This window comes from Angustibacter aerolatus, assembly GCF_054776675.1.
Map to the genome: position 1 here is coordinate 1 of NZ_BAAHBM010000124.1, position 7431 is coordinate 7431.

The window sequence follows — 7431 nt, forward strand, 5'->3', positions numbered from 1 at the left end:
GGCCACCCGCCGCCGTGCGCGGCGCGCGCCGGACCGCGGGCGGGCGCGGCCGGGTGCTGCCGCTGCTGGCCAGCGCGGGCACCGCCGTGGTGCTGGTCGTGGTGCTCGGCGCGCTGTTCGCCAGCGCCGACACGGTGTTCGCCAGCCTCGTGCCGTCGTTCCACCTCGGCGGCGTCGTCGGGCGGCTCGTCGTCGGGGTGCTCCTGGCGCTGGTGGCGCTGACGAACCTGCACCTCCCCGCGGCGCCACCGCCGTGGGCCGGCACCACGCTGCCGGCCGCCCGACCGGCGAGACGGCTCGAGTGGGCGATCCCGGTGCTGGCCGCCGACGTCGTCGTGCTGGCGTTCGTGCTGGTGCAGGTCGGTGCGCTGCTCGGCGGCTCGCGCCACGTGCTGCAGACCGCCGGGCTGACCTACGCGCAGTACGCGCGGCAGGGGTTCTGGCAGCTCGTGACCGCCAGCGTGCTGACCCTCGCGGTGGTCGCGGCCGCCGCCCGCCGGGCGCCGGTCACCGACCCGCGCGGGCGGCTGCTCGCCCGGGTCGCCCTCGGCGCGCTCGGGGTCGGCACGCTCGGCGTCGTCGCGTCGGCGCTGCGCCGCATGGACCTCTACGTCGACGCCTACGGGCTGACCCGCACCCGGCTGCTGGCCGTCGCCGGCGAGCTGGTGCTGGCCGCCGTGCTCGTGGCGGTGCTGGTGGCGGGTGCGCGCTGGCGGGCCGGGTGGGTGCCGCGAGCGGCGGTGCAGCTGACCGCGGTGGGGCTGCTCGGCCTGGCGGCGGTCAACCCGGACGCGCAGATCGTGCGGCACGCGGCGGCCGGCCACCTCGAGGCGCCCGTCGACGTCGTCTACCTGCAGTCCCTGTCGGACGACGCCGCGCCCGCCGTCGCCGCGCTCCCGCCCGGACCGCTGCGCGACTGCCTGTCGACCCGGCCCGCGACCCGCCCGGACGGCTGGACGTCGTGGAACCTCGGTCGGCACCGGGCGCTGCGCGCGTCCGCCGACCGCGCCGGGCCCGCGGTCGGTGACGCGGCCTGCGCCGCGGTCAGCCGGTGACCGGCCCCGACAGCTCGGGGTGCTGGGCGAGCAGCCGTCTCGGGGCGACCGACAGCCACGCGTCGGTGAGCAACCCGGGCAGCTCGTCGGGGTCGAGGTCGGCGAGCCGCACCAGCACGGTCGCGTAGCCGTCGAAGTGCGGGGTGGTGAAGCAGACGCCGGGCAGCGCCGCGAGGAGCGCATCCTTGGCCTCGAGGTCGGGCACCCGCACCGCGAGCACCGAGCCGTCGGGCGGCGTCACCCCCGCCGCCGCGAGGTCCTGCAGGTCGCGCCGCCGCAGCGGGCGGTCGTTCGCCAGGCTCTTGCCCCGCACCCTGAACCCGGGTGCGTCGGGCGTCCCGTCCTCCTCGACCTCGGGCAGCTCCAGCGCCGCCGCACGCACGTCGTCCCACGTCGCCATCGGGCCAGCGTGGCGCGCGGCGGGGCCCGGCGTCCAGCACTCCGGCGGCCCCCCGCGCGACCCGCCCGCACCCGACCGGGACGATGGGGGCATGACGGGTCACCTGGTCCTGGTTCGGCACGGCGAGACCGAGTGGTCGCGGTCCGGGCAGCACACCGGCCTCACCGACATCCCGCTCACCCCGCGCGGCGAGCAGCAGGCGCGGGCGCTGCGGGCGGTGTTCGCCGAGCGGCCGCCGGCCCTGGTCGTGACCAGCCCGCTGAGCCGGGCACGGCACACCGCCGAGCTGGCCGGCCTCACCGGGCCGGGCGCCACCGCTCCGGCGCGCGTCGACGACGACCTGCACGAGTGGGACTACGGCGGCTACGAGGGCCTGACCAGCGCGGTCATCCGCGAGACCGCCGGTGCCGACTGGACGGTGTTCCGCCACGGCGTCGTGCCCGGGACGACACCGGGCGAGACCGTGCAGGAGGTCGCCGCCTGCGCCGCCCGCGTCATCGGGTCGGTCGAGCAGTCGCTGACCGAGGGCGACGTCGTGCTGGTGGCCCACGGGCACCTGCTGCGGGTGCTGGCCACGGTGTGGCTCGACCAGGCGCCCACCGACGGTGCCCGGCTGCTGCTCGACCCCGCCAGCACCAGCCGGCTCGGCGTCGAGCACGGCGTGCGCGCCGTCGCCGCCTGGAACGTGCCGGCCGCCTGAGCCGCTACCCGCCGGCCGGCGGGCCGGCACGCGGCGGCTGCACCGGGGGCCGGATGACCTTCAGGTCGCGCCGCCGGGGCACCGGCACGACGTCCGGCCGGCCGGGAACGTCCAGCGCGGGCACCGGGTGCGGGTCGACCACGAACCCGGCGTCGGCCTCCGGCGCCCCCGCCGCGCCGAACAGCGCGATCGAGCTGGCCGCCCCCGGGCTGAACCGCGGGCCGTAGCGGACGCCGTCGAACCCGGCGCGGTCGAACGCCGCGGCCCACGCCTGCGGCACGGCGTAGGGGGTCATCGACTCCAGCTCGCGCGTGACGCCGTGGGCGGCCGCGGCGGCCACCCGCACGTTGGCCAGCCGGGCCGCGGCCGGCAGCCGCAGCCGCGACACCACGACGCGCTCGATCGTCGAGGCGGGGAGCACCGCGCGCGCCGACAGGACCGGCCCCAGCCGCTCGCGCAGCGCGACCAGCGCGGTGGTCGCGAGGTAGCAGGTGCCGCGCGGGGCCTCGAGGTCGAACCGGCCGGGCCCGCCCGACGACCACCACCACGGGCCGAGGTCGTGGTCGTGGGCGCGGTACAGCGCCGTGCCGGGACCCGTGCGGCTGACCGGGAAGCCCTGCAGCGACGACGGCGGAGGCCCCTGCGCCGGTCGCTCGCGGGCGACGTCGCTCACGCCGCCAGGGCCGCCGCGTCGGCCCGCGCCTGCTCCAGCACCCGCTGCACCGCCGCGGCGCCGGCGCGGTGCACGACCAGGTGGTCGACCGCGCTGTCGCCGTCGAGGACGTCGGTCGGCGTGGTCAGCCAGGCCGCCGTCGTCCAGCCGTCGACCCCGGCGGCGGTGAAGACGGCCACGACGTCGACGATGCCCGGCCGCACCGCGCCGTCGCGGGCGAACTGGAACGCCGGGTAGACCAGGTGCCCGTCGGCGGTGCGGCAGGCCAGCAGCCGGCCGCGGCGCACCCGGTCGCTGAGCGCCTGCCGGCTGACCGCCCACCACTCGCACAGGCCGGCGGTGTCGTAGAACGGGCCGAGCTCGACGTCGAGCCGGTGCCCGCCGCGCGGCAGGGCCGCCACCATGCGGGCCGCCAGCTGCTCGGGGTCGCCCAGCGCCGCCGGGTCGCCGCCGGCGTCCACCACCTCGCGGACGCGGTCGGCTACCCCCGCCCGCACGAGCTCGAGCAGGCGCTGCTCGTAGCGCTGCGCGGCGTCCCGCGCGGCCGCTGACCGGGTCGTGCCGGTGGTCGCCATCGTCGCCTCCTCTGCCCCCGTCACGTCAAGGGCGTCAAGGGCGCAGGCTACACCAGCCCGCCGACACCTAGCCGGGGACCTCCCACGTGTGCACCGGCTCGTTGCTGTGCATGTTGCCCGCGTACAGCCGCAGCATCTCGCGCACCGCCGACAGCCGGTGGTGCCCGCGCGCCTCGAGGGCCCGCACCGTCGACACCTGCCACTCGGCACCGTTGCGCCCGCTCTTGCAGCGTGCCTCGATGATGCCGAGGTACCGCTCGCGCACCTGCTTCGACACGTTCCACCGCTCGAGGCCCTCGTGCGCCAGGGGCAGCAGGTGACGCAGCACCAGCTCCTCGGCCGGCAGCTCGCCGAAGCCCGGCCAGTACACGGTGCCCGACATGCCCCGGCGCGCGCACTCGGTGAAGTTCGACTCGGCCGTGGCGAAGCTCATCTTCGTCCAGACCGGGCGGTCCTCCTCGCTCAGCACGCGCAGCGCGCCGTAGTAGAACGCCGAGTTGGCCATCACGTCGGCCACCGTCGGGCCGGCCGGCAGCACCCGGTTCTCCACCCGCAGGTGCGGGCGCCCGTCGACGATGTCGTACACCGGCCGGTTCCAGCGGTAGACCGTGCCGTTGTGCAGCCGCAGCTCCTGCATGCGCGGTGCTCCCCCGGCGTCCAGCACGGCGACCGGGTCCTCGTCGCTCACCTCCGGCAGCAGCGCCGGGAAGTAGCGCACGTTCTCCTCGAACAGGTCGAAGATCGAGGTGATCCACCGCTCGCCGAAGAACACCCGCGGCCGCACGCCCTGGTTGCGCAGCTCGACCGAGCGGGTGTCGGTGGCCTGCAGGAACAGCACGGTGCGGGTCTCGGCCCACAGGTGCTTGCCGAACAGGTACGGCGAGTTGGCGCCGACGGCGAGCTGCGGGCCGAGCAGCGCCTGCGCGGCGTTCCAGCTCGCCGGGAACTCCTGCGGGCTGACCTGCAGGTGCAGCTGCACCGACGTGCACGCCGACTCGGGCGCGATGGTGTCGGCGAACGCCGTGACCCGGTCGGGGCTGGTCGGCGAGGCGATGTCGATGAGCAGGTCCTCGCCGCGCGCCGCGAAGACCGACTCGTTCAGCGCCGAGTAGCGGGGGTTCGCGCTCATCCACTCGGTGTGGAAGTGCTGCTGCATGATCGTCGGCAGGATCCCGATCATCACGATGTGCGCGCCGGCCGCGTTGGCCTTGTGCTCCGCCTCGTTCAGGCTGCGCCGCAGCGCCTCCTCCAGCTCGAGCGCCGAGTCGCCGGGCAGCGGCCGCGGGCTCACGTTGAGCTCGATGTTGTACTGCCCGAGCTCGGTCTGGTAGTCGGGGTCGGCGATGCTCTCGAGCACCGCGGCGTTCGCCATCGCCGGCTCGAACTCGGCGTCGACCAGGTTCAGCTCGATCTCCAGCCCGGTCAGCGGCCGCTCGAAGTCGAAGCTCGACTCGGCCAGCATCCGCTCGAACACGTCGAGGCACTGGCGCACCTTCTCGCGGTAGCGCTGCCGCTGCTCTCGCGTGTAGCCCGTGCCGACGACCTCGTCACCCATGGGTGGACCCAACCACGAAGCGCCTGCGCGGGCGAGCCTGCACGGTCTTGTCGGTGCCCCGACCTACTGTCGACGCGTGCTCCTGCTCCACACCTCCGACTGGCACCTGGGCCGCGGCTTCCACGGTGTCGGCTTGCTGGCTGCCCAGCAGCAGGTGCTCGACCACCTGGTCGAGGTGGTGCGCGCCGAGCGGGTCGACGTCGTGGTGGTCGCCGGCGACGTCTACGACCGGGCGCTGCCCTCGGTCGACACGGTGCGGCTGCTCGACGACGCGATCGCCCGGCTGCGCGGCGCCGGCGCGCAGGTGCTGCTCACCAGCGGCAACCACGACTCCGCCACCCGCCTCGGCTTCGGCGGCGCGGTGCTCGAGCAGGCCGGCGTCCACCTGCGCACCCACGCCCGCGACCTGGCCCGCCCGGTGCTGCTCGACGACGCGCACGGGCCGGTCGCGCTGTACGGCGTGCCGTACCTGGAGCCCGCGCTGGCCGCCGAGGCCGTCGGCGCATCGGCCCGCACCCACGAGGCGGTCCTCGGGGCCGCGCTCGACGCCGTCCGCACCGACCTGGCGGCCCGGCCCGGCACCCGCTCGGTCGTCGCCGCCCACGCGTTCGTGGTCGGCGGCGAGGGCAGCGACTCCGAGCGCGACATCGGGGTCGGCGGGGTGGGTTCGGTGCCGGCGTCCGTGTTCGGCGGGGTGTCGTACGCCGCGCTGGGCCACCTGCACGGCCGGCAGCAGGTCGGCCCGACCGCGCGGTACAGCGGCTCGCCGCTCGCCTACTCGTTCTCGGAGGCCCGCCACACCAAGGGGTCGTGGCTGGTGCGGCTCGGCGCGACCGGCGTCGAGCAGGTCGACCCGGTCGCGGCGCCGGTGCCCCGCCGGCTCGCCGTGCTGCGCGGCCGGCTCGACGACCTGCTCGCCGACCCCCGGCACCGGCTCGCCGAGCGCTCGTGGTGCCACGTCACGCTGACCGACCCGGTGCGCCCGCACGGGGCGATGGAGCAGCTGCAGCGGCGGTTCCCGCACACGCTGGTGCTCGCCTTCGAGCCCGAGGGCGGCCGCGTCGGCGCGCCGCTCGGCTACGGCGAGCGGCTGCGGGCCACGGCCGACGAGCTCGACGTCTGCTGCGCCTTCGTCGAGCACGTGCACGGCGGTCATCCGGTCAGCAGCGGTCAGCGCGCCCTGCTGCGCCGCGCCCTCGACGCCTCGCGCGTGGTCTCGGCCGACACCCGCGAGCCGCAGCTGCCCGGGCAGCCGGTCCGGCACGAGGGCGTGGCGTGAGACTGCACCGGCTCGAGGTCACGGCGTTCGGGCCGTTCGCCGACCGGCAGGTGGTCGACCTCGACGCGCTCGGCACCGACGGCCTGTTCCTGCTGCACGGGCCCACCGGCGCCGGCAAGTCCAGCCTGCTCGACGCCGTCTGCTTCGCGCTCTACGGGCGGGTGCCGGGCGCCCGCGCCACGGGCCGCCCGCGGCTGCGCAGCGACCACGCTGCCCCCGACGTCGGGCCGTTGGTGGTGCTCGAGGCCACCCTCGGCGGCCGCCGGTTCGAGGTGCGCCGCAGCCCCGAGTGGCACCGCCCCAAGCGCCGCGGGGCCGGCACCACGCTCGAGCGCGGGTCGGTCGCCGTGCGCGAGCTGGTCGACGGCGAGTGGGTGGTGCACGAGCAGCGCCGGGCCGACGAGGCCGGGCTGCTGCTGCGCGACCTGCTCGGCATGGACCTGCAGCAGTTCACCAAGGTCGTGATGCTCCCCCAGGGCGAGTTCGCCGCCTTCCTGCGGGCCGGGGCCGACGAGCGGCGCGACCTGCTGTCGCGCCTGTTCGACATCGACCGCTACGACGCCGTCGAGCGCTGGCTGCGCGAGGAGCGGACGGCGGTCGGCGCCCAGGTGCACACGGCCGACGCCCGCCAGGCCCTGCTGGTCGCCCGCGCCGAGCAGGCCGTGCACGCCGTCGCCCCGGCGTCCGGTGGCGGCGACGACGAGGTGGTCGACGAGCTGGCCGTCGCCTCCCCCGACCCCGTCGAGCGCGTGGCGGCGATGCTCCGCGGGGCGCGCGCCGCCGCCGACGCCGCCGAGCTCGACGTCGCTCGACACGGTGCCGTCGCGCAGCAGGCCGCGACCACCGTGCAGCGGCTCGGACGCCGAGCAGCCCGCTGCGAGCGGCTGCGGGCGCTGCACGAACGGCACGACCGCCTGGTGGCCATCCGGCCCCGGCGCGACGCCGATGCCGAGCAGCTCGCGCGCGCTCGGGCGGCTGCGCCTCTTCGGTACCTGCTCGACGCGGCCGACCGGGCCGACGCCGCACTGGCAGACGCCCGCACCCGGCACGAGGCGGCCGTCGCGGCGGTCCCCCACCCGGCACCGCAGGTCGCCGGGCTGCGCGACGAGCTGGCCGTGCTGCAGGCGTCCGCCGACCTCGCGACGCAGCTGGCGCTGGCCACCGACCGCTGCGCCGGGCTCCAGCGCGAGGCGC

General features: G+C 76.8%; 8 protein-coding genes. 4 read left to right on the top strand and 4 right to left on the bottom strand.

Annotated features, from left to right (window positions below; genetic code table 11):
- A partial coding sequence (locus ACYVI6_RS17430; protein ID WP_460447581.1) for a DUF4153 domain-containing protein occupies positions 1-1055 on the top strand: 1055 nt, incomplete at its 5' end.
- On the opposite strand, the gene ACYVI6_RS17435 is transcribed toward ACYVI6_RS17430, so the two are convergent.
- On the bottom strand, positions 1045-1455 hold the full coding sequence (locus tag ACYVI6_RS17435; protein ID WP_460447582.1) for an MmcQ/YjbR family DNA-binding protein: 411 nt from the start codon (positions 1453-1455) through the stop codon (positions 1045-1047). The two genes, ACYVI6_RS17430 and ACYVI6_RS17435, sit on opposite strands and share 11 nt — an antisense overlap.
- Before the next feature lie 91 nt (positions 1456-1546).
- On the opposite strand from ACYVI6_RS17435, the gene ACYVI6_RS17440 reads away from it, so the two are divergent.
- The gene (locus ACYVI6_RS17440) at positions 1547-2155 is read left to right on the top strand and encodes a histidine phosphatase family protein (RefSeq protein ID WP_460447583.1); all 609 of its coding nucleotides are present in this window, start codon (positions 1547-1549) and stop codon (positions 2153-2155) included.
- A 4-nt stretch (positions 2156-2159) separates the two neighbouring features.
- Here the strand turns inward: ACYVI6_RS17440 and ACYVI6_RS17445 are convergent, their stop codons facing one another.
- The 3 genes from ACYVI6_RS17445 to ACYVI6_RS17455 form a co-directional block, all read right to left on the bottom strand.
- Complete coding sequence (locus ACYVI6_RS17445) at positions 2160-2828, bottom strand: RES family NAD+ phosphorylase (RefSeq protein WP_460447584.1); 669 nt, start codon at positions 2826-2828, stop codon at positions 2160-2162.
- Positions 2825-3403 (bottom strand): hypothetical protein, encoded by a 579-nt coding sequence (locus ACYVI6_RS17450; RefSeq protein ID WP_460447585.1) that lies wholly within the window; start codon positions 3401-3403, stop codon positions 2825-2827. Before ACYVI6_RS17450 ends, ACYVI6_RS17445 begins: the two co-directional genes overlap by 4 nt.
- Positions 3404-3470: 67 nt before the next feature.
- Positions 3471-4958 (bottom strand): glutamate--cysteine ligase, encoded by a 1488-nt coding sequence (locus ACYVI6_RS17455; RefSeq protein ID WP_460447586.1) that lies wholly within the window; start codon positions 4956-4958, stop codon positions 3471-3473.
- A 76-nt stretch (positions 4959-5034) separates the two neighbouring features.
- On the opposite strand from ACYVI6_RS17455, the gene ACYVI6_RS17460 reads away from it, so the two are divergent.
- Together ACYVI6_RS17460 and ACYVI6_RS17465 are read left to right on the top strand one after the other, a co-directional pair.
- The gene (locus ACYVI6_RS17460; protein WP_460447587.1) at positions 5035-6237 is read left to right on the top strand and encodes an exonuclease SbcCD subunit D; all 1203 of its coding nucleotides are present in this window, start codon (positions 5035-5037) and stop codon (positions 6235-6237) included.
- A partial coding sequence (locus ACYVI6_RS17465) for an AAA family ATPase (protein WP_460447588.1) occupies positions 6234-7431 on the top strand: 1198 nt, incomplete at its 3' end. The genes ACYVI6_RS17460 and ACYVI6_RS17465, both read left to right, overlap by 4 nt.